This window comes from Bradyrhizobium sp. MOS001 (assembly GCF_004634465.1).
Taxonomy (GTDB): domain Bacteria; phylum Pseudomonadota; class Alphaproteobacteria; order Rhizobiales; family Xanthobacteraceae; genus Bradyrhizobium; species Bradyrhizobium barranii.
Map to the genome: position 1 here is coordinate 55,488 of NZ_SPVJ01000029.1, position 21,294 is coordinate 76,781.

At 67.5% G+C, this 21,294-nt stretch carries 21 protein-coding genes and 1 riboswitch; of the genes, 6 read left to right on the forward strand and 15 right to left on the reverse strand.

The genetic code is table 11. The features are described 5' to 3' along the window. Positions 1–2 precede the first annotated feature (2 nt). Genes cobA through cbiT form a run of 5 tightly spaced genes read right to left on the reverse strand, consistent with a single transcriptional unit; the run spans position 3 to position 4,366 of the window. The gene (gene cobA / locus CT676_RS28410; protein ID WP_028148459.1) at positions 3–734 is read right to left on the reverse strand and encodes a uroporphyrinogen-III C-methyltransferase; all 732 of its coding nucleotides are present in this window, start codon (positions 732–734) and stop codon (positions 3–5) included. Then, positions 731–2,041: a cobyrinate a,c-diamide synthase gene (locus CT676_RS28415; protein ID WP_135215873.1), complete on the reverse strand. Its 1,311-nt coding sequence runs from the start codon at positions 2,039–2,041 to the stop codon at positions 731–733. The genes cobA and CT676_RS28415 overlap by 4 nt, the downstream gene beginning before the upstream one ends. Further along, positions 2,041–2,823 (reverse strand): precorrin-4 C(11)-methyltransferase, encoded by a 783-nt coding sequence (cobM, locus tag CT676_RS28420; protein WP_135215874.1) that lies wholly within the window; start codon positions 2,821–2,823, stop codon positions 2,041–2,043. The genes CT676_RS28415 and cobM overlap by 1 nt, the downstream gene beginning before the upstream one ends. Next, positions 2,820–3,188 (reverse strand): cobalamin biosynthesis protein, encoded by a 369-nt coding sequence (locus tag CT676_RS28425; RefSeq protein ID WP_167768191.1) that lies wholly within the window; start codon positions 3,186–3,188, stop codon positions 2,820–2,822. Before CT676_RS28425 ends, cobM begins: the two co-directional genes overlap by 4 nt. Further along, complete coding sequence (gene cbiT, locus CT676_RS28430) at positions 3,185–4,366, reverse strand: precorrin-6Y C5,15-methyltransferase (decarboxylating) subunit CbiT (protein WP_135215876.1); 1,182 nt, start codon at positions 4,364–4,366, stop codon at positions 3,185–3,187. Before cbiT ends, CT676_RS28425 begins: the two co-directional genes overlap by 4 nt. Between cbiT and CT676_RS28435 the strand changes: the two genes are divergently transcribed. Next, positions 4,365–5,111: a cobalt-precorrin-6A reductase gene (locus CT676_RS28435; protein WP_135215877.1), complete on the forward strand. Its 747-nt coding sequence runs from the start codon at positions 4,365–4,367 to the stop codon at positions 5,109–5,111. The genes cbiT and CT676_RS28435 overlap by 2 nt on opposite strands. On the opposite strand, the gene cobJ is transcribed toward CT676_RS28435, so the two are convergent. Genes cobJ through CT676_RS28470 form a run of 7 tightly spaced genes read right to left on the reverse strand, consistent with a single transcriptional unit; the run spans position 5,087 to position 13,009 of the window. Beyond that, positions 5,087–5,821, reverse strand: coding sequence for a precorrin-3B C(17)-methyltransferase (cobJ, locus tag CT676_RS28440; protein ID WP_085403131.1), 735 nt, complete (start codon positions 5,819–5,821; stop codon positions 5,087–5,089). The genes CT676_RS28435 and cobJ overlap by 25 nt on opposite strands. After that, positions 5,818–6,549, reverse strand: coding sequence for a precorrin-2 C(20)-methyltransferase (locus CT676_RS28445; RefSeq protein WP_085403130.1), 732 nt, complete (start codon positions 6,547–6,549; stop codon positions 5,818–5,820). Before CT676_RS28445 ends, cobJ begins: the two co-directional genes overlap by 4 nt. 2 nt (positions 6,550–6,551) lie before the next feature. Next, positions 6,552–7,181: a precorrin-8X methylmutase gene (locus CT676_RS28450; protein ID WP_085403129.1), complete on the reverse strand. Its 630-nt coding sequence runs from the start codon at positions 7,179–7,181 to the stop codon at positions 6,552–6,554. Continuing rightward, a complete protein-coding gene (cobG, locus tag CT676_RS28455) occupies positions 7,181–8,344 on the reverse strand; it encodes a precorrin-3B synthase (protein ID WP_085403128.1) in 1,164 nt (387 codons plus the stop codon). The genes CT676_RS28450 and cobG overlap by 1 nt, the downstream gene beginning before the upstream one ends. Continuing rightward, positions 8,341–11,589, reverse strand: a complete 3,249-nt coding sequence (gene cobN, locus CT676_RS28460; protein ID WP_085403127.1) for a cobaltochelatase subunit CobN — start codon at positions 11,587–11,589, stop codon at positions 8,341–8,343. Before cobN ends, cobG begins: the two co-directional genes overlap by 4 nt. Beyond that, the gene (gene cobW, locus CT676_RS28465) at positions 11,589–12,638 is read right to left on the reverse strand and encodes a cobalamin biosynthesis protein CobW (RefSeq protein WP_085403126.1); all 1,050 of its coding nucleotides are present in this window, start codon (positions 12,636–12,638) and stop codon (positions 11,589–11,591) included. The genes cobN and cobW overlap by 1 nt, the downstream gene beginning before the upstream one ends. Then, positions 12,635–13,009: a DUF1636 domain-containing protein gene (locus CT676_RS28470; RefSeq protein ID WP_028148471.1), complete on the reverse strand. Its 375-nt coding sequence runs from the start codon at positions 13,007–13,009 to the stop codon at positions 12,635–12,637. Before CT676_RS28470 ends, cobW begins: the two co-directional genes overlap by 4 nt. Positions 13,010–13,104: 95 nt before the next feature. Beyond that, a riboswitch (cobalamin riboswitch) is annotated at positions 13,105–13,327 on the reverse strand. Between the two features lie 40 nt (positions 13,328–13,367). Here CT676_RS28470 and cobO point away from each other — a divergent pair. Then, positions 13,368–14,003, forward strand: a complete 636-nt coding sequence (cobO, locus tag CT676_RS28475) for a cob(I)yrinic acid a,c-diamide adenosyltransferase (RefSeq protein WP_135215878.1) — start codon at positions 13,368–13,370, stop codon at positions 14,001–14,003. Positions 14,004–14,026: 23 nt separating this feature from the next. Then, positions 14,027–15,475: a cobyric acid synthase gene (locus tag CT676_RS28480; protein WP_135215879.1), complete on the forward strand. Its 1,449-nt coding sequence runs from the start codon at positions 14,027–14,029 to the stop codon at positions 15,473–15,475. Here the strand turns inward: CT676_RS28480 and cobD are convergent. Both cobD and cbiB read right to left on the reverse strand, forming a co-directional pair. Continuing rightward, the gene (gene cobD, locus CT676_RS28485) at positions 15,464–16,429 is read right to left on the reverse strand and encodes a threonine-phosphate decarboxylase CobD (protein WP_085403123.1); all 966 of its coding nucleotides are present in this window, start codon (positions 16,427–16,429) and stop codon (positions 15,464–15,466) included. The genes CT676_RS28480 and cobD overlap by 12 nt on opposite strands. An 11-nt stretch (positions 16,430–16,440) precedes the next feature. Further along, positions 16,441–17,382, reverse strand: coding sequence for an adenosylcobinamide-phosphate synthase CbiB (gene cbiB / locus CT676_RS28490; RefSeq protein WP_167768192.1), 942 nt, complete (start codon positions 17,380–17,382; stop codon positions 16,441–16,443). A 121-nt stretch (positions 17,383–17,503) separates the two neighbouring features. Between cbiB and cobU the strand changes: the two genes are divergently transcribed. The 3 genes from cobU to bluB are packed head-to-tail and all read left to right on the forward strand — an operon-like array spanning position 17,504 to position 19,426. Next, positions 17,504–18,010 (forward strand): bifunctional adenosylcobinamide kinase/adenosylcobinamide-phosphate guanylyltransferase, encoded by a 507-nt coding sequence (gene cobU, locus CT676_RS28495; RefSeq protein ID WP_063984439.1) that lies wholly within the window; start codon positions 17,504–17,506, stop codon positions 18,008–18,010. Next, positions 18,007–18,789 carry an adenosylcobinamide-GDP ribazoletransferase gene (gene cobS / locus CT676_RS28500; RefSeq protein WP_085403121.1) on the forward strand — a complete coding sequence of 261 codons (783 nt, stop codon included), beginning with the start codon at positions 18,007–18,009 and terminating at the stop codon, positions 18,787–18,789. Before cobU ends, cobS begins: the two co-directional genes overlap by 4 nt. A gap of 4 nt (positions 18,790–18,793) precedes the next feature. Beyond that, positions 18,794–19,426: a 5,6-dimethylbenzimidazole synthase gene (bluB, locus tag CT676_RS28505; RefSeq protein WP_085403120.1), complete on the forward strand. Its 633-nt coding sequence runs from the start codon at positions 18,794–18,796 to the stop codon at positions 19,424–19,426. A 164-nt stretch (positions 19,427–19,590) separates the two neighbouring features. On the opposite strand, the gene CT676_RS28510 is transcribed toward bluB, so the two are convergent. After that, positions 19,591–21,285, reverse strand: a complete 1,695-nt coding sequence (locus CT676_RS28510) for a ShlB/FhaC/HecB family hemolysin secretion/activation protein (protein WP_085403119.1) — start codon at positions 21,283–21,285, stop codon at positions 19,591–19,593. Positions 21,286–21,294: the final 9 nt, after the last annotated feature.

The window sequence follows — 21,294 nt, forward strand, 5'->3', positions numbered from 1 at the left end:
GGTCATGACGGATAATCGCCCGCCAGCGCGCCGAACAGGATCACGGCAGCCGTCGAGGCGGCGCCGCCCCGCGCAAGCTGTTCGGCCAGCTCGGCAATGGTGGTGCGGACCAGCCGCTCGTCGGGACGACCGAGGGATTCGGCGAACAGCGCCGGGGTATCCGGCGCGAGGCCGTGCTCGATCAATTTTGCGACAAGCGCCGGAAAGGTGCGCCGGCCCATATAGACCACGGTGGTCGCTTCGGGATCCGCCAGCGCCGCCCAGTTCAAATTCTGCGGCAGCTCGCCGGTGACATCGGCCCCGGTCACGAACTGCACCCGGCGCGACGTGTGGCGCCGGGTCAGGGGAATGCCGGCTTGCGCGGCGGCGACACAGGCCGAGGTGATTCCGGGAATGATCTCGTAGCCGATGCCGGCTTCGCGCAGCGCCTCCAGCTCCTCCTCGAGCCGGCCAAAGATACCGGCATCGCCCGATTTCAGCCGCACCACACGGACGCCGGCCGCGGCGTAGTCGATCAGCAGGCGGTTGACGTGGTGCTGCTTGGTCGAGGGCCGCCCTGCCCGCTTCCCGACCGCGACGAGATTGGCGCCGGGCCGGGCCAGATCGAGGATCGCGCCGGAGGCGAGGTCGTCATAGAGCACGACGTCGGCATCGCGCAGCCGCGCGGCGCCTTTGAGCGTGAGGAGCTCGGGGTCGCCGGGGCCGGCCGAGATGAAAGTGACAAAACCGCTCACCGATCCTCCGCGATCAGATGGAAGAACGTGCCGGTGGCTTGTCCCCGCCGCGAGCCGGTCTCGGCGATGACCGCGCCTGTTGCATCGTGCACGACCGCCAGCGGCGTATCGGGCTGCGCGATAATCGTCGAATAGTGGAACTCATGACCGCGCAGGCGCGCACCGACCTGATGGCCCGGCATCGGCGCGGCGAGCGCAGCGAGACGATAGCCGAGATGCATGCGGCGCTTGGCAAAGCTCGTCTCCAGTCCGAGCAGGCCCGTCATCTCATGGCGAATGCCGTCGGCGTCGGTCAGAGCGGTTCCCAGCACCATATAGCCTCCGCATTCGCCGTGCACCGGCCGTGTGTCAGCGAACGCGCGCAAGCCACTGCGAAAGCGGGCATTGGCCGCGATCTTCCCCGCGTGCAGCTCGGGATAGCCGCCGGGCAGCCAGCAGACGTCGGCGCTCGCGTCGGGCGCTTCATCGGCAAGCGGCGAGAATGTCGAGATCTCGGCGCCGGCCGCGCGCCAGGCCTCCAGCATGTGCGGATAGATGAAGGAGAACGCGGCATCGCGGGCCAACGCAATGCGCTGCCCGGGCGGCGTCACGTTCATGCCGTTTACCGCCGGTTGCGGCGACCAGCTTGCTGCCGATCGCAGCACCGCATCGAGATCGACATGCTCGGCGACGAAGCGCGCGGCTTCGTCGATCAGCTTGCCGATCTCGGCCTGCTCCTCGGCCTGCACCAGGCCGAGATGCCGTTTCGGCAGGCTGATCTCGGCATGACGCGGCAGCGCGCCGAACACGGCGATGCCGGCGTCGTTGAGTGCACGCCGCACGAGATCTTCATGCCGTGGGCTGGCGACGCGGTTGAGCACCACGCCGGCAAGGCGCACACCGGCTCGATAGTCGCGAAGGCCTGCGGCGATCGCCGCCGCCGTCTGCGCCTGTCCGGAGGGATCGATCACCAGCAGCACCGGCCAGCCCAGCATCTCGGCAATGTCGGCGGTGGCGCCGGTGCCGGAGACGCCGCGCGCCGCGACGCCGTCGAACAGGCCCATCGAGCCCTCCGCGAGCACGACATCGGCATTAGTGCCGCGACCGACGAGATGAGCAATCGTCCCGCGATCCATCGCCCAGCTATCGACGTTGACGGAAGCGCGCCCCGTCGCAGCGGCATGGAAGGCGGGATCGATATAATCGGGCCCGCTCTTGAAGCACTGCACGTTCAATCCGCCATTGCGCCAGGCGCGCGCGAGCGCCAGCGTCAGCGTGGTCTTGCCGACGCCGGAGGCCGGCGCGGAGATGACGAGCCCTGCCGGCATCACAATGCCTCCGGAAAGCGCGGATCGGCGCCGACCGGCCGATAGCGGCGGTCGTAGTCGACGGCATAGAGGCGGCTCTCGTCGAAATCCGCCGCTCCAAGCGTCTTGCCAACCAAAATGAGTGCCGTGCGCTCCATCTCGGTGCCGACGGCGGCATCGAGCGTCGCCAGCGTGGCGCGAACGATGCGCTGGTCCGGCCAGCTCGCGCGCCAGACGATGGCGACCGGGCAATCCGCGCCGTAATGCGGCGTCAGCTCGGCGACGACCTTGTCGAGCAGATGGATCGACAGATGGATCGCGAGCACCGCACCGGTGGCGGCGAACGACGCGAGCTTTTCGCCCTCAGGCATTGCGCTGGCGCGGCCCGGCGTGCGCGTCAGCACCACCGTCTGGGCAAGACCGGGAAGCGTCAGCTCGACCTCCAGTGCAGCTGCCGCAGCCGAGAAGGACGGCACGCCCGGCGTGACCGTGTAGGGAATACCGAGCGCGCGCAGGCGGCGAAGCTGCTCGCCCATCGCCGACCAGATCGCGAGATCGCCGGAATGCAAGCGAGCAACATCCTTGCCGTCGGCATGCGCGGCAGCGATCTCCGCGATGATCTCGTCGAGCGACAGCGGCGCGGTGTTGACGATGCGGGCGCCGGGCGGGCAATGCGCCAGCACGCCCTCGGGCACCAGCGAGCCCGCATAGAGGCAGACCGGACAGGCCGCGATCAGGTCGCGTCCGCGCAACGTCAGCAAATCCGGAGCGCCCGGTCCTGCACCGATGAAGTGCACCGTCATGCGCCGTCTCCTTCCGCGATCGCGGCGGTCGCGGTGCGATCCCGCGAGACCACCCGCGTCGCAATCAATCGCGCGCGGGGGCCAGCCGCAACGAGCGCCGCGGCTTCAGCGACCGAGCCCGTGCCGAACTTTTCCGCGACGAGTTTTGACTGCGTCGGCGTCTCGATGCCGGCCAGCATGTCCGCCGGAACCGGCTTGATCGGTACGCCGCATTCGCGCGCGAGCTGCTTCAGCACTTCCGCGTCGGCCTTGTCGCTGACAGTCGCGACCGCCGCGAGGCCTTCGGAACCACCGGCTGCCAGCAGCGCCTCGCGCAGCGAAGCCAGCGTGACATCCTTCTTGAATCCGAGTCCGGCGACTTTCATCGAACCGCACTCCATTGCACCACGGGCCGCGACGCTTCCCAGGACCTGTAGCGACCGAGCGGCGCTGCATGGGCAATCTCGACCCGCATCAACTCGCCGCCGTGGCGCTGGTGCAGTTCGCCGAGCAGCGCCTCCGTCTCCAGCGTCACCGCATGCGCGACGAGCCGCGCACCCGGCGAGAGCCGTGACCAGATGGCATCGAACATCGCGATATCGAGACCGCCACCGATGAAGACCGCGTCCGGCACTTCCAGCGCAGCGAGAGCTTCGGGCGCGGACGCCGCGATGACATTAATCCGATGCGCCAATCCAAACGCTGCAGCATTGCTACGGATATTCGCGGCACGATCCTCGCGTGCCTCGATGGCGCTCGCCGTCCCGCCGCACAGCGCCCATTCCACCGAGATCGAGCCAGAACCCGCACCGATATCCCACAGCCGCTCGCCGGGTCGCGGCGCCAGCGCCGAGAGCGCCAGCGCGCGCACCGGCCGCTTGGTAATCTGGCCGTCGTGAGCGAAGAGATCGTCTGACAGGCCTGAGCTGCGGGGAATGCCTTGCCCGCCCCTCGCCTCGACCGCTACTGCGACCAGGTTTTCGGCGAGATCGCCCTCAAAGCTGTCGGCACGATGCTCAGCGATGCCTTCGCGCGCCCCGCCGAGCGCGGCGAGAGTCCAGAACGCCGAGGCGCCCCACCCGCGCTCGCTCAGCCATTTGGCGAGCTCACCGGCCGCCTTGCCGTCGCGCACGAGGCAAACGATGCGCGCACCTCGCACGAGATGCGGTACGAGACGCTCGAACGGCGCGGCATGAAGCCCGAGACAGGCGATGGCTTCGAGGCGCCAGCCCAGCCGCGCGGCGGCGAGCGAGAAGGTCGATGGCGCCGAATGCGCGATCCACTCGTTGGCATCGAGCTTCTCGGCGAGACTTGCACCGGCACCGTGCCAGAACGGATCGCCGGAGGCGAGTACCACCGTCGGCCGGCCGCGGCAGCTCAGCACGATGTCTGCGTCGAACGGCACCGGCCACGGGCGACCGCGCCCCTCCACATCAGCAAGCGCGAGATGACGCTCGCCACCAAAAACAGTTTCTGCCTTCGCGAGCGCCTTTCGGCTTGCCTCGGACAGTCCGGCAAGGCCATCTTCGCCGATACCGATGATGGTCAGCCAGGGATCAGCCATGACGCGCGCCCTCATTCTGGGCGGAACCGCCGATGCGAGTTTGCTCGCCGCGGAAATCGCACGCGCGGGCATCGACGCCGTGTATTCCTATGGCGGCCGAACCCGCGCGCCCGCCGATCAGCCGCTGCCGACCCGCATCGGCGGCTTCGGCGGCGTGAGCGGGCTTGCCGACTATATTCGCCGTGAGCGCATCACGCATGCGATCGACGCCACGCATCCCTTCGCTGCCGAGATGAGCCGCCACGCGGTCCAGGCGTGCGCGCAAACGGGAACGCCGCTGATCGCGCTCGAGCGCGCGCCTTGGACGAAGGCGCCCGGCGACACCTGGATCGAAGTCGCCGACGTCACCGCCGCGCTCGCTGCGCTGCCCGAGACGCCGGCAAAAATGTTCCTCGCCATCGGCCGGCAGCACATCGCGCCCTTCGCGAGCAAGCCACAGCACACCTACACGCTGCGGTTCGTCGATCCGCCCGAAGCACCGCTGCCCTTCGCTGCGGACGTGATCGTGTCGCGCGGGCCATTCACGTTCGACGGCGAGCTCGAAATGATGCGCACGCGCGGCATCGCATGGATTGTCGCCCGCAATTCCGGCGGCGACGGCGCACGCGCCAAGATCGACGCGGCCCGCATGCTCGGCCTGCCCGTGATCATGATCGCGCGGCCAAAACTGCCCGAACGGTTGCGGGTTGAGAGCGTGGCCGAGATCATGCAGTGGCTCGGTCATCGCGCCTGCCTCGGGGCATAGACCCAGCGGCCGACGCGGCGCGTCTGCGAGTTGCCGACGATCACAAGCGTGCGCATGTCGGCCATCTCAGGCGTCGCTTCGTTCAGCGTGACGGTCTCGATCCTTTCATCAGCGGCGCTGATCGCGCGCGCGAAGATCACGAGGCGCTCGCCGCAGCCGGTGTCCTTCAACACCGCAAGCGCGCGGCCAAAACCCTCCGGCCGGCTTGCCGAGCGCGGATTGTACATCGCAATGGCAAAATCGGCTTCCGCGGCCAGCCGCAGGCGCTTCTCGATCACCGCCCACGGCTTGAGATTGTCGGAGAGATTGATCGCGCAGAAATCATGGCCGAGCGGCGCGCCGGCGCGCGCGGCCGCCGCCAGCATCGCTGTGATACCGGGCAAAACGCGAATGGGAAGCTCGCGCCATTGCGGCGCCTGTTCGAGCGCCTCGAACACGGCCGACGCCATCGCGAAGACACCGGGATCGCCGGAGGAGACGACGACGACCTGCCCGCCTTCGGCCGCAAGCCGCAGGGCCTCGCTCGCGCGCTGCAGCTCTTCGCGATTGTCGGAGGGGTGCAAGGTGAGCCCTGCCCGCGGCGGCACGCGCGCAACATAGGGCGCATAGCCCAGAATGTCGGTTGCGGCGGCAAGGGCGGCGGAAACCTCGGGCGTCACCAGCGCATCGCTGCCCGGCCCGAGGCCCGCGATGATCAGCGTGCCCGTCATTCGGCGGCGTCCAGATGCCGGCCCTTGCCGTGCACGAGCACAATCGCAAAATAGGGACAGTCGGCGGCATCGATATCGGCGAGCCGCACCACGCGCTCGCCCGGCATGGTGCCGCGCTCGACCAGCCAGGCATCGTCCAGCCGGCCGGCGGACGCCAGCGCGCGACGCACCTTTGCGAGATTGCGGCCGGTCTTCATGATGACCAGCGCATCGGAATCGCGCATGCGCCGCTCGAGTTCGTCTTCGGCGAGCGTCCCCATCAGCACCGTCGTCACGTCGTCGCCAAGCGCGATCGGCTGTCCGACGCCGTTCCAGCAGCCGACCATGCCGGGAATGCCGGCGATCACCTCGATCTCGACACGGCCTTGCAGGCGCGTGTGCAGATGCATGAAGGAGCCGTAAAAGTAAGGATCGCCCTCGCAGAGCACGACGACGTCCACCGCACGCGAAAGCCGCGCCAGCCGTTCCGCCCATTCGTCGTAGAAGCCGGCCAGCAGCTGCACATATTCCGGGCTATCGAAGGCGAGCTCCGTCGTAACAGGATATTCCATTGCGTATTCGGTGACGTCGGAGGCCAACATGCCTTCGACGATGCGGCGCGCCTGGCCGGGCCGGCCCTTCTTGCGAAAATAGGCGACATGCTTCGCAGCCCGCACCGTCCGGTCAGCGCGCACGCTCATCATATCAGGATCGCCGGGGCCGAGACCGCAGCAGATGATGCGTCCCATGGCTATTCGCTCCGGCTCGCCAGTGCATTCACGGCGGCGACCGTGATCGCGGAGCCGCCGAGGCGGCCCTCGACTGTCAGCGCCGGCACCGGCGGATCGGCCATCAGCGCGGCCTTGGATTCGGCCGCGCCGACGAAGCCGACCGGGCAGCCGATGATCGCTGCGGGCCGCGGGCAGCCCGGGTCCTCGAGCATGTTGAGGAGATGAAACAGCGCGGTCGGCGCGTTACCGATCGCAACGATTGCGCCGTCGAGATGCGGTCGCCACAACTCCAGCGCCGCAGCCGAGCGCGTATTGCGCATGGACTGCGCGAGCGCGGGAACGGCCTCGTCGCCGAGCGTGCAGATCACGGCGTTGGCCGCCGGCAGTCTCGCGCGCGTAATTCCTTCCGAGACCATGCGCGCGTCGCACAGGATCGGGGCGCCTCTCTGCAAGGCCGCGCGCGCAGCAGTCGCCATGCCTGATGTGAAGCGGATATGCGCCTCGAGGCCAACCATGCCGGCGGCGTGGATCATCCGCACCACCACCTGCTCCTCGTCCGGCGAGAAGCGCGCAAGATCCGCCTCGGCCCGGATGGTCGCGAAGGATTGCCGGTAGATCGCCGCGCCGTCGGTCTCGTAGGTGTGCGGCATCAGTGGCCTCCGACCAGGATGGAGGGATCGCTGACGATGTCGGCACCGTTGAGGCCGCGCAGAACCGGCTCGTCGCGGGTCGAGCCGTCGCGGACGAGATCGAATCCGGCGCTGGTCGCAACCAGCGTCACCGCGGACGCGCCGGAACGCGCGCAGCCCTTGGCGCAGCCGGAGACGTGAAGGCGCGTATCGAGGGCGATGCGCGGCGCAAGGGCGGAAGCGAGTGCGCGGGTGTCGGCATGCGCCTCGCGGCAACGCGGGGCGCCGCTACAAGCAATCACGCGCAACGCCGGATCGTAAGGCTCGGTGATGAGGCCTGCCCCGCTCGGCATCTCGCGCTTGCCCTCGCTCAACACCATCCGCCATGGCGTCATGCGCAGCGCATGTCCGCAGCCGGAAAATTGATGGAGCGTCGTGTGCAGCATCTGCCCGAACGCCACGCCGACCAGGGCGCCATGCGGATAATGCCCGGGTCGTGACGCGGCCATGACCGGAGCAGGCTCGGTTTCGCCGCTCAAAGACTCAGGCAATACCGAGCCTACCGCGATATGAGCTGCCATGCGCCCTCGCCCGCCCTTCGCGCCGCCGGACGAGATGAACCAGTTCGCGAGCGCGAGGGCCGTGCTTACGGTCTCACCGCGCGCGACCGAGCGGCCCAGCCTTGCGCCATCGGCCCGCACCAGGAGCCGGCCGCCGTGATCGCGCTCGATGCGCACGTCGGCGGAATCGCCGGCGAGTACGCGCGACTTTCCATCGTCGATGGCGAAGCCGAACTTTGTGGGGAGATCGAGCGTGCTGTCGGCGAGCGCTTCCTCAAGCTCCGCGGCGAGCGCCTGTGTCTCATCACCGCTGTTCCAGAACGGCGTCACCAAAATGTTGCGCCGGGCTTCGATGTCGGTATCGGGGTCGAGCAGCCGCAGCAACGCGAGTCCATCGAGCAGCCGGCGATGGCCTTGCTCGCTGACGCCTCTGATCTGGAGGTTGGCGCGGCTCGTCACATCGATGAGACCATTGCCGTAGCGTTCGGCGAGCTCAGCAAGCCCGGCGACCTGTGCAGCTTCGAGGCGCCCGCCGAACGGGCGCACGCGAACCACCAGCCCGTCGCCCGATTGCATCGGGCGCAACGCGCCGGGACACCAGCCCTTGATCGCGGCCGCACTCATGAAGCCTCCTTCAGCGCAGCCGCGATCGAATTGCGGCGCGTTCGCCAGAGCGAGGCTTCGTGCAGGCGTGTGAAGCAGGTCTCCATCGCGGCGAGCGCCGCCGGATTCTCGCGGGCCATGAAGGTGCGGACATCGGCGTCGCCGAGCGTCGCATCGTAGTAGAGATCGAACAGATGCGGCGGCACGGCGCCGGCCAGATGCGCGAAGGCGGCCATGTGCTCCAGCGTCGCGGTGATCTCGGCGGCACCGCGAAAACCGTGCCGCATCATGCCGGCGATCCAGGCCGGATTGGCCGCGCGTGCGCGGACGACGCGGGAGATTTCCTCGGTCAGCGTCCGCGCGTGCGGCTGCTCGGGCCGCGTCGTATCGAGGTGATAGAGCGATGGTCCTGCCGCACCGAGATGCGCTGCGGCCGCCGCGATGCCTGCTTCATGCGCGGCGTAATCCGCGGCGAGCAGAAGATCGGTCTCCGGCAAGTCCTGGACGTGCACGAAAGCATCGGCGGATGCGAGCCGCGTCTCGATGCCGGCCCGATCCGGCTGCATCGCACCGTCCGCGGAGAACGCCCAGGACGATGCCGACAGCCAGGCTTCGCCGGCGGCATCACGCGTCTCGGCCGTAAAGGCATCGGGGATCGCGGACAGACCCACGCCGTATTGGCCGGGGCGCGGCGCGAACACACGCGAGGCGCGGTGACGATAGGGATTCTCGTCGCCCTCCTCCTCGCGCGTTGCGAGCGCCTCGGCGGCGGCCTCGAACAATTGCGCAAGGCCGGAGAAGACATCGCGGAACAGGCCCGACACGCGCAGCGTGACGTCGATACGGGGGCGCCCGAGCTCCGTCGGTGCGATGATGTCATAGCCGGTGACGCGGCCGGAGGCGTGATCCCAGCGCGGCGCAAGGCCGGCGAGATGCAGCGCCATGGCAAACTCCTCGCCGGCGGTCCGCATCGTCGCGGAGCCCCAGAGATCGACCACGAGGCCTTTCGGCCAGTCGCCGTGATCCTGCAAATGGCGACGCAGCAGCTCTTCCGCGAGCCTGATGCCTTGCGCATGCGCCGACGGCGTCGGCACCGCGCGCGGATCAACGGCAAAGAGATTGCGCCCCGTGGGCACCACGTCCTGGCGTCCGCGATACGGCGAGCCCGATGGCCCCGGCGCAACGCGCTGTCCCGCTAGCGCGGCACGCAACGCATCGCGCTCCGCGTCGGCGCAGGTGCCGCGGCCGAACACGTGCAACCCGTCGCCGAACTGGCTCTCCTTGAGATCGCAGACGAAGCGATCGATCCGCGGGATCGCTTCCGCCGGTGCAGCCGATGCATCGAGACCGAGATCGTCTTCGAGCCCTGCCGCACGCGCTTCGTCGCGAATCGCGGCGATCAGACGCTGACGTCGGGCGGGGTCGAGACCATCGGCGGTCGAATATTCGTCCAGCAAACGTTCGAGCCGGCGCAGGCCGTCCGGCACCGCGGATTGTTCCAGCGGCGGCGGCAGATGGCCGATGGTGACGGCACCCAAGCGCCGCTTGGCCTGCGCGGCCTCGCCGGGATCGTTGACGATGAAGGGATAGATGACCGGCAGATCGCCGATCAGGGCTTCCGGCCAGCAATGTGAGGACAGCGCCACGGATCTTCCGGGCAGCCATTCCAGCGTGCCATGCGCGCCCATGTGCACGACGGCGTCAAAACCCTGCTGCCGGAGCCAGAGATAGAACGCGACATAGGCGTGGCGTGGCGTGCGGGCGAGATCGTGATAGTCGGCATCGCGCGTGGTCGCATCGCCGCGCTCGGGCTGAACCGCGATGATCGATTGGCCACTTGCGATGGCCGCGAACTGAAATGCACCGTCGCGACAGCTCGGGTCATCCTCCGGCGCGCCCCAGGCCTGCGCGAGATCATCCTGCAAGGCTTGCGGCAAGCGCGAGAGCGCCGCGCGGTAGTCGGCGACGCTCCAGGTCAAGTTCTGCTTGAGCAGCGTCTCGCCGAGCGCCTGAACCGGCGCAACATCGATGCCGGACTCGGTCAGGTCAGACAGCAATGCCTCGACCGACGCCAGCGCATCGAGACCAACCGCATGCGCGATCTGATGCGGACGGCCCGGGTAGTTCGAGAGCACGAGCGCCACCCGTTTCTCGGCGGCTGGCGTCTCCGCGAGGCGCCGCCAGGCCGCAACGCGCGCGGCGACGGCGTTCACGCGCTCCTCGTCAGGGCGGTGCGCCAGATGCGAAAATTGCAGATCGGGATCGCGCTCCGCCGCCGATTTGAAACTCACCACGCCCGCGAACAGGCGGCCGTCGACCTCCGGCAGCACCACATGCATCGCGAGATCGCCGGGCGACAGGCCGCGCAGCGACTCCGCCCAGTCTTCGCGCCGTGCCGATGAGAGCGCGACCTGGAAGACGGGACATGATGCAGCATCGAACGGTGTCGTGCCGTCGTCGCCCATCGCCGAGAACGCCGTCGCGTTGACGATCGCGGCCGGAGGATTCGTCGCGAAATAGGTCCGCAGCCAGTCCGCAACGCCCGGAGCCTTCAGCGAGGTGACGAACGCGCCGTACGCGTCAAAGCCGCGCTCGCGCAGCGCCGCGATCAGGGCGTCGACCGGCCCGGTATCCGCGGCGGTGAGATAGGAACGATAGAAGGTCACGAACGCGAGCGGCTTTCCCTCGCCTGCCATCGGCGCAGCAATGACGCCACGCGCGGGATCGTAAAAGCCCATCTCAGGCAGGTTCATCTCGCCGACGACCGGGCCTGCGTAAAGGCCCGAGGCCAACGCGAGCTGCGCGATCGCGGCCTGGGCTGCAACAGGACCGCCGGTGTCGCAGAGCACCTTGAGCCGGCGCAGCGTCGAAACCGGCAGGGTCGAGTAGGCATCGAGCCGCGTGTCGTCGCGGCCGTCGGCCGGCAGCACGGCCAGCACGATGTTGCGGTTCTTCGCAAGCTGCTGCAGGGCCGCGAGCCCGTACGGCCAATAGGACTCACCGCCGATCAGGCGCACCAGGATGCCGCGCGCCTGCGACAGCGTGCGCTCGATATAGGTGTCGACCGACAACGGATGACGCAGCTCCGCGAGATTGGCGAGCCGCAGCGACGGCAGGCTGTTACGGCCGCGCCGCCAGCCGGCCGCGAACGCGGCAAGGTCGGAATCCGAGTACGAGAGCACCACGAGATCGGCCGGGTCCTGGCCGATGTCCCTTGGCGTCGCGGTCTCCTCGAGACCGCGGCTCTCGCGGAAGACGACGTGCATCAGATACCAGATCCTGAAAGCCCAAGTCCGACCTTGATCGCGGCCTCGTCGATATCGCCGTGCTCGCCGATCACGACAAGCTTCGACTGCCTGAGAGCTGCGCCCCAGGGCTTGTCGAACTGGTGGCGCACGCGCTCGCCGACCGCTTGCAGCAACAGGCGCATCGGCTTGCCCGCGACCGCGATATAGCCCTTGACGCGCAGCACGTTCTGCTCGCGCGAAAGACGCTGCACCGACGCGACCAGTGCGTCGATGTCGCTGATTTCAGGAAGATCGATCACAACGGAGGCGAAATCGTCGTGCTCGTGATCCTCCTCGCCGTCGTGATGCGAGGGGCGCGCGGCGAGATCGTTCTCTGCGGCGGCGCCAAGGCCGAGGATGACACGCGCATCGATCGCGCCATCGGTGACGGATAGCATCGGCACGCGGCGCGGCATCTCGGCGGTAATGGCGGCCTTGGCGGCTTCGATCCCTGCGGCCCCCGCAAGATCGGCCTTGGTCAGCAGCACGATGTCGGCGCAGGCGATCTGGTCCTCGAACACTTCCGACAGCGGCGTCTCGTGATCGAGATTTCCATCCGCTGCGCGCTGCGCTTCCACGGCAGCCGGGTCCGGCGCAAAACGGCCGGCGGCAACAGCCTCGGCATCGGCCAGCGCGATCACGCCGTCGACCGTGATCCGCGAGCGGATCTCCGGCCAGTCGAACGCCTTCAGCAGCGGCTTCGGCAGCGCCAGGCCCGAGGTCTCGATCAGGATGTGATCGGGCCGCACCGGCCGCGCCAAGAGCTTTTCCATGGTCGGAATGAAATCGTCCGCAACGGTGCAGCAGATGCAGCCATTGGCGAGCTCGACGATGTTCTCCTCCGGGCAATTCGCATCGGCGCAGGATTTCAGGATCTCGCCGTCGACACCCTCGCTGCCGAACTCGTTGACCAGCACGGCGAGCTTCTTGCCGTCAGGGTTTGCGAGCAGATGCTGGATCAGCGTGGTCTTGCCGGAGCCGAGAAAACCCGTGACCACCGTCACAGGGACTTTTGCGAGCGAGTTCATTCGGCGGCCTCCGGCAACACGGCAATGGGGGGAATGCGGGCAAGCGACTGCTTGCGGAAGATTTCGGGACGGCTGCGCCAGGGCACGAGGCCGTCGGGCGCGGCGGCATAGGCCGCAGCACCCGCGACCACGTCGCTCGCATGGGCCTCTGACAGACGGCCATAGACATAGGACCAGCGGCCGGGCGCGCTGAGCGCAACCGAGCAACCCTGGCTGCATGCCGACAGGCATTCGACGGGAACCACATTGACGCCCTCGGGCACGCCGGCGTCGAGGATCGCACCATGCAGGCGCTTGCCGGGCGTCGTCTCACCCTCGTCGAGCGTCTGGCCGGCACGGCAGGTAATACAGACGTGAAGTGTGACGGTCATCGCCTCTTCCAGGATAAACAGCGGGAGGCGAAGAGGCACACGGACCATTCCCCCGAAGGTCCGTTTCCCCGTCGCGGAACACCCCGTCCGCCGGTCCAAAACTCGTCCGCGCTGGCAGGTCTCCCGGCTTGCGGAGCAGGGCTTTTGGCCCTTCGATCCCCGCCTTCCCGATCCCCTGGGGGATCAGTGGCTTCGGGCATCTCTCCGGTCACGGTCGCGGGGGCGGCTGCAGTTTGGAGCCGAATCTTGTCGATTCGGACCCTATCGCATTCCCTCTTCGCCTGTCATAGGACAGGAACCAACGCCGGGCCACCATTTGCCCCCGGCCGCCTCTTGTCAAGCCGAAGGACCCTGTCAGATGACGCCTGAACCGGATACCCAAACGGCCGAGGAAACCGACGCCCGCCACGCCGCGAAAATGGCGAAAATCAAGGTCGCCCGCGACAAGATCATGGCGACCAAGAGCGGCGAAAAGGGCCTCATCATCGTCCACACCGGCGCCGGCAAGGGCAAGTCCACCTCCGCCTTCGGCATGATCGTCCGCTGTGTCGCCCATGGCTTCCCCTGCGCGGTCGTGCAGTTCATCAAGGGCGCCTGGGACACCGGCGAACGGCGCCTGCTCACCGGCCATTTCGGCGAGCTCTGCCAGTTCCATGCGATGGGCCAAGGGTTCACCTGGGAGACGCAGGACCGCGCCCGCGACATCGCCGCAGCACAGGCCGGCTGGGCGAAGGCCAAGGAGCTGATCTCAGATTCCAATCTGCGCATGGTCGTGCTCGACGAGATCAACATCGCGCTGCGCTACGACTATCTCGACATCGCCGAGGTCGTCGACTTTCTGAAAACGCACAAACCGCCGATGACGCATGTCGTGCTCACCGGGCGCAACGCCAAGGACGAGCTGATCGAGATCGCCGATCTCGTCACCGAGATGACGCTGGTCAAGCACCCCTTCCGCTCCGGCATCAAGGCGCAAGCCGGCGTCGAGTTCTGACGACGCCAGATTCTGAAAACACCATGGCGCGCGCATTGATGATCCAGGGGGCCGGCTCGGACGTGGGCAAGTCGCTCATCGTCGCCGGCCTCGCGCGCGCCTTCACGCGGCGCGGCCTGCGCGTGCTGCCCTTCAAGCCGCAGAACATGTCGAACAACGCGGCCGTCACCGTCGACGGCGGCGAGATCGGTCGCGCCCAGGCGCTGCAGGCGCTGGCCGCCGGCGTCGAGCCGCACACCGACATGAACCCGGTGCTGCTGAAGCCGGAGACCGATGTCGGCGCACAAATCATCGTCCAGGGAAAGCGCATCGCGACCGCGCGGGCGCGTGAATATGCGGCGATGAAACCGTCGCTGATGGGCGCGGTGCTGGAAAGCTTCGAGCGGCTGAAAGCGCGCGCCGATCTGGTGCTGGTCGAAGGCGCCGGCAGCCCGGCCGAGGTCAACCTGCGCAAGGCCGACATCGCCAATATGGGCTTTGCACGCAAGGCCGACGTGCCGGTCGTGCTGGTCGGCGACATCGACCGCGGCGGCGTCATCGCCCAGCTCGTCGGCATCAAGACGGTGATCAACCCCGACGATGCCGCGATGATCGAGGGTTTCGTCATCAACAAGTTCCGCGGCGACCCCTCGCTGTTCGACGACGGCTACAAGCTGATCGAGCAGAAGACCGCGTGGCGCGGCCTTGGCGTGCTGCCCTGGTTCGCGCGCGCCGGCGAGCTGCCAGCCGAGGATGCGCTGGGGCTGAGCGACGCGCGCAAGCCGGGCCAGTGCAAGATCGCCTGCCTCGCGCTGTCGCGGATCGCCAATTTCGATGATCTCGATCCGTTGAAGCTCGAGCCTGGCGTCGATCTCGTGATGGTGCGGCCGGGCGAAGCCATCCCCGGCGACGTCCGCCTCGTCATCATCCCCGGCTCGAAGTCCACCCGCGGCGATCTCGCCTTCCTGCGCGCGCAGGGCTGGGACATCGATCTCCTGGCGCATCACCGCCGCGGCGGCCATGTGCTTGGCCTCTGCGGCGGTTATCAGATGCTCGGACGCAGCGTCGCCGACCCTGACGGCATCGAAGGTCCCGCCGGCGACACGCCGGGCCTCGGACTTCTGGACGTCGCGACAATGATGAGCCCGCAGAAGACGCTGACGCGCGTCGCGGCTGTCCATGCCGCCACGGACCAGCCTATCGACGCCTACGAAATCCACATCGGCCACACCGACGGACCGGATCGCGCGCGCCCGTTTGCGAAACTGAACGGCGAGCCCGAAGGCGCGATCTCACGCGATGGCCGCGTGCAAGGCAGCTATCTGCACGGCCTGTTCACGTCGGATGATTTCCGCAAGGCGTATCTCGCAAAGCTCGACATTCCGGCAGGCGACGAGCCTTATCACAGCAGGGTCGAGAGCGCGCTCGACGCCCTCGCCGATCACATCGAACAGCATCTCGACGTCGGCGGCCTGCTCGCGCTAGCGCGCTAGCGCCTCGGCAAGGCGCGTCCATTCGGCTTCGCTGCCGGGAAGCCCGAGGCGCAGCCATGCCGGCTCTTTCGCGAATACGCGCGACCAGATTTGGCTACGCGCCAGTTTCTCCTGCGCAGCAAGCGCATCAGGCGTCTCGTAGAGACGAAACAGCGGCGCACCACCGACGAGCCGCCAGCCTTGCGACTGCACGATGTCGTCGAGGCGGGCACAGTCGCGTGCGAGCCGCGCGGACGTGGCCTCGGCCCAGGCGTCGTCGCGCAAGGCGCGGCAGCCGATCGCGATCGCAGCTCCCGACACCGGCCATGGCCCCGACATCGCCGCGAGCTTGGCGATGTCGGCCGCATGGCCGAGCGCAAACCCAAGCCGCAGGCCGGCAAGACCATAGAACTTGCCGAAGGAGCGCAGGACCAGCAGTCCAGGCCGATCCGCCTCGGATGCGAGCGACAGCTGCGGGGCGGCATCGGCAAAACTCCCGTCGATGACGAGACGGCCGACGCGCGGCAGCAGCGCCAGCAAATCCTCTGGCGCAAAACGCCGGCCATCGGGATTGTTGGGATTGACGACGACGGCGAGATCTGTGCCCGCCAGCGCGTCGAGCTCGCCGACCTCCTGGACATCCCAGCCTGCAGCCGACAAGACCCCGGAATATTCGTTGTAAGTCGGCCCGAGGATGCGCGCGCGGCCGACTGGCGCGAGTTGCGGCAGCAATTGAATGGCGGCCTGCGCACCGCCCATTGCGACGATCGGCGCGCTTGTGCCGTAGGCATGCTGTGCCGCCTGATGCAGGCTCTCGATCTCAGCGCGCGACGGCAGCGCGTTCCATGCGCGCGGGCTCACCTCACCCACGGGATAAGGCAGGCGGTTGATCCCGGTCGACAGATCGATCCAGTCCTCCGCGCGCCCGCCAAAACGCTGCTGGGCCAGATCGAGATTTCCACCGTGCTCGCGCATGCCCCGTTCTTTCACGCGAAGGCCAGGATCGCAAGGAGGCCGGCGAGCAGCAGCATGGCGCGGCGGTAGATCGTTAACCCCTGGCTGATGTCCGCGGCAAGCGGATCGCGCGCGCCTTCGTTGAGCCAGGGCTCATCGGTCGCGCTGCCGCGATAGATGCGGGGGCCGCTGAGCCGCACGCCGAGCGCGCCCGCCATCGCCGCTTCCGGCCAGCCGGCATTGGGCGAGCGGTGACGGCGGGCATCGCGCGTCATGCACGACAGCGCAACCGAGCGCCGCGACGCCAACAGGACGAACAGAAAGCCGGTCAGCCGCGCCGGAATGAAGTTTGCGACGTCGTCGATGCGTGCCGCGGCCCAGCCAAAAGCTTCGTGGCGTTCGCTGCGATGACCGATCATGGAGTCCAGCGTGTTGATCGCCTTGTAGCCCAAAATGCCGGGCAGTCCGAACAGCGCGCCCCAGAACACCGGCGCCACGATGCCGTCGGAGGCGTTCTCGGCGAGGCTCTCGATCGCCGCGCGCGCGATGCCGGCTTCGTCGAGCGTCGCGGGATCGCGTCCGACGATGCGCGACACCGCTGCGCGCGCAGCGGCGATGTCGCCCGCCTGTAAGGGCTTCGCGACGGCAGCGACATGATCATGAAGCGAGCGCAAGGCGACCAGCGGCCAGGCCAGCACACCCACGAGTATGATCTCTATCCATCCCCAGGGGAGCAAGGACTGAAGTACCCAGCCGATTGCGACCGAGATCGCAATCACCAGAAGCGCTCCAGCCACGCCCGCAGCACGGCGAAATGCCGGCGGATCGGACGCGCGATTCCAGGCGGCGTCGATGGCAGAGATCAGCCGGCCCAGCCAGGTCACGGGATGACCGATCCGCGCGAACAGCCACGACGGCCAGCCCAGCAGGGCATCCACCGCCATCGCCACCGCCATCGCCCCCGCAAAACCCACGCACGCCTCCTGTCCCGCCCCTGTTGCGCAAAGCGAAGGCGGAGCGCAAGCCCCCGGCCGCCTGATTTCGGCTTTGTCTTTGGCCGCGATTGGTGATTAGTCAGGCCCACAGGAGAACTTTATGGCCGTCATCTTGATCACGGGCGGAGCACGATCGGGCAAGAGCGCCCACGCGGAAAAGCGCGCGCGCAGCTTTCCGGGCCAGCCCATCTACATCGCGACGGCCGAGGCGCTCGATGCCGAAATGGAGGTGCGCATCGCCAAGCATCGAGCCAAGCGCGCGGCCGTCGACTGGATCGAGCGAGAGGTACCACTCGATCTCCTGCAAGCTCTGATCGAGACCGATGGCGCCGGCCCAAGGCTGGTGGATTGCCTGACCTTGTGGCTCTCCAATATCATGCATGCGGGGCGTGACTGGGAACACGAACTCATGAAGCTCGCCGCTTTCATGGGCGGCCAGAAGAGCCCCGTCATTTTCGTCACCAACGAGGTCGGCCTCGGTATCGTGCCCGACAACGCGCTGGCGCGCAGCTATCGCGACGCCGCCGGAATCATGAACCAGGTCATCGCGGCGGTTTCCGACGAAGTCGAGTTCGTCGTGGCCGGCCTGCCGATGAAACTGAAATGATGCCGCGCGCCGAGCTTTTCAAAGAGATTATCGCCGATCTCAGGATGGCGGCATCGTTCGTCACGATTCTGCCGGTGGCATCGTCGAAGCCCGCAGGCGAAGGCGCCATCGCGCGCGCGACCTGGGCACTCCCCGTCGCGGGACTGCTGGTCGGCCTCGCGGGTGCCTTGGTCTACAAGGTTTCCAGCCGGTTCGGACTGACACCGAACCTCGCCGCCCTGCTCACGCTGGCCGCGACCGCGCTCATCACCGGCGCGCTGCATGAGGACGGCCTTGCCGATACCGCCGACGGGCTCGGCGGCGGCCGGACGCGCGAGCGCAAGCTCGAGATCATGCGCGACAGCCGGATCGGCACCTATGGCGTCTGCGCGCTGATCCTGTCGTTCGGTCTGCGCTGGAGCGCGCTCGCGGCGATCGCCAATCCCTGGGCCGTCGCGCTCGCGCTGTGCGCCGCGCACACTGCCGCCCGCGCGGGCGTGCCGGCTTTCATGTCGCTGGTCCCGCCGGCACGATCTGATGGACTGTCGGCAAGCGCGGGATCGCCGCCGGGCCGCAGCGTCGCCATCGCTTTCGCTGCTGGAACGCTCGCCCTCGCCCTCGCGCTCGGGCCTGGCAAGGCGCTGGTCAGCCTGATCCTGCTGTCGCTCGCCGGCTTGATGCTGGCGCGGCTTGCCATCCGCCAGATCGGCGGGCAGACCGGCGACATCCTCGGCGCATTCGAGCAGACCGGCGAGATCCTCATTCTGCTGGTGGCGGCATCCTTCCGGATGGGAGGCTGATCTCATGGTCGAGTTCGACGACACCTTCCGTCAGCACTTGCGCGAGCTGTTCGTGTGGCGCCGCGACGTGCGCCGCTTCCGCGCCGATCCGCTGCCGGCCGGCGCCATCGATCGCCTGATCGAGACCGCCTGTCTCTCACCCTCGGTCGGCCTGAGCCAGCCCTGGCGCTTCGTTGTCGTTGAAGATGCCGCACGACGCCGCGACGTGATCGACGACTTCAGGGCATGCAACGCCGATGCGCTGAACTGTTACTCCGGCGAACGCGCCGCGCGCTATGCCACACTAAAACTGTCCGGTCTCGAACAGGCGCCCGGTCACCTCGCCGTGTTCGCGGACAAGGCGAGCGACATCGGCCACGGCCTCGGCCGCGCGACCATGCCGGAGACGACGGAATATTCCGTGGTCGCCGCGATCACCGCGATGTGGCTCGCCGCGCGCGCCGACGGCATCGGCATCGGCTGGGTGTCGATCCTCAATCCGGAGCGCGTTCGCACCACTCTCGACGTGCCCAGCTCCTGGAAGTTCATCGCCTATCTCTGCATCGGCTATCCGGAAGTCGAATGCGACCAGCCGGAGCTGGAGCAGGCGAAATGGGAACACCGGCGCGGCGCGGAGGAATTCACGCTGCGGCGTTAATCGCCGCGCCCCCGCTCCATCCTCCGTCATTGCGAGCGTGGCGAAGCAATCCAGGCTGCATCCGCGGAGGGATTCTGGATTGCTTCGTCGCACCAGCGCAAAATTGCTTTGCAATTTTGTCGCGGGCTCCTCGCAATGACGACGGAGAGAGCGGCGGCTTGTCGCTACGACCTGCTCTTGCCGGCGGCAGCCGCCACCGGCGCGGGGCTCTCCGGCTTCTGGAACATCAACAACGGCCGGAAGATGACGCGGCCATAGGCCTCGTAATGGTTCTGGGTCGAGACGGCCATCTTCAACGGCGTCGCGTAATTCGCCTCGAACGTCATGAACGACGCATAGGTCCATGAGAAGCCGACGCCGACCGAAGCGAGCTCGGTGATCCCCGGGAATGTCGAATAGACCGCACCCCAGTCGGTGAAGATGTAGGTGTCGAACCCCTTGAGCCACGACGACCAATTGTAGTGCAGCTCGGCGTTGAAATAATAGCCGCTGTCGCCGGATGCGGAGTTGGAGGGATAGCCGCGCACGGTGGTGGGACCGCCGATCGAGAAGATCTGGTCGCCCGGCAGCAGCTTCTCCTGCGTGTACTGCCAGCTCGCCAGCACGTTGGCGCTGAAATTCTGCGGCCCCGCCGCGCTGGTCGCGATCAGCGAGCCGGTATAGGTGTTGAACGCGCGGTTGTTGCCGAGCACATAATCATGCCAGGTGATGTAGTTCACCGCCGGCGAGACCGTGATCGAATAGGTGTTGCCGGAATTGGTCACCGAGAGCCCGGCGGTGGCCTTGTCGTAGTGGTCGTCGGTCACGGAGACCGTGGCGAAGCGGCTGACCGTCTTGCCCTCGGTCTCGGCGGCGTTGAGCAATATCAGCCAGTTCTGCGTCACCCAGACCGGCTGGCTGAAATTGACCGCGGCCTGGCTCGAGCGTCCGGTGACGTCGAGCGCGACGAACGGTCCCTGGATGATCTTGATCTTGCCTTCGGTATAGCTGACGCCGACGCGGCCACCCCAGGGATTGACCGGAATGCTGTAGGCGGCGTTGCCGTTGAGATTGCCGTCGGCGCGGACGCCGTAGAAGGTCAGGCGGTCGTCGACGCCGAACAGGCCGTGGCGCTTGTAGAAGGCTCCGCCCTCCCAGCGCCCGGTGTTCTCCGCGCCCTGGTTGTCGGTGAAGAGTTGCAAGGTGTCGACCGGCGGCTCGATCACGGCGAACTGGAGATCGGTCAGGCCAAAACTCGTGCCAGGCTGGAGCAGCGCCTTGATCTGCACGTCGTTGGTCCGGTTGAACCAGATCACGTCGCGATTGAGTTTTGGAACGTCGAGGACCTCGCCTTCGGGCTCCTTCACGCGCTGAAGGATGTAATCGGTGCGGGTCTGCTTGTTGCCCTCGATGGTCGTCTTCTGGAGCCGGCCCTCGGTCAGCTTGATCTTGACCACACCACCTTTGGCGTCTTGATCGGGCAGCGTCGCGATGCCCGTGACGATGCCGCGCTCGGTGTAGATGGCGTTGATGTCGGCAACGAGCTGCAATAGCGCGGCGATGTCGACGTTCTTGCCGACATATTTCTTCGCGATCTCGTCCAGCTCTGCCGGCGTGATGAACTTGGATGCGTCGAACTCGACCTTGCGCAGGCGGAATTTCGGCCCCCCCGGCTTCAGCAGCTGGGACTTTTCCCGCTCACCGCCGATCACCGCGGGACCGGTGAGCTTGGGCGGCGCGCTCTGCCGTTCGAGCTGGCGGCGCTGCCGGTCGACGTCGTTCTGGATCACGCCGGGATTGATCGAGGGCACTTGCGCGCGCGAAGGGGCGATGCAGCAAGCTGCAAGCCCCACCCCCAACGCTGCCCCCCAAATCCGCATCCCGAATCT